1 protein-coding gene is annotated in these 293 nt (G+C 32.8%); it reads left to right on the top strand.

Translation table 11 applies throughout. From position 1 onward, the window contains the following. The coding region (locus C1E99_RS00565) for a cell division site-positioning protein MapZ family protein (protein ID WP_238146172.1) at positions 1 to 193 on the top strand (193 nt) is incomplete at its 5' end. Between the last annotated feature and the right edge of the window lie 100 nt (positions 194 to 293).

Consider the following 293-nt stretch of genomic DNA (forward strand, 5'->3'; position numbering starts at 1 on the left):
TATTGTGACTATCTCGCAACAACGTGGGTATATAACAGGCAATCAATATATCTTGGAAAAAGTTAATATTATCAACGGCAATGGCTACTACAATATGTTTAAACCAGATGGGACTTACTTATTCTCTATAAATTGTAAGACAGGTTACTTTGTCGGCAATGGTGCTGGTCATTCTGATGCCTTGGATTATTAAGCAAAAAAAGCGTTTTAGCCGCTTCAGATTGAAGAAAAAGTCCATTTTGGACAATTTTCTTCAATCTTTTTTCTTTATGTTGAAAATAAAAAAACTCTTA

The organism is Streptococcus suis (genome assembly GCF_002964045.1).
GTDB lineage: Bacteria > Bacillota > Bacilli > Lactobacillales > Streptococcaceae > Streptococcus > Streptococcus suis_U.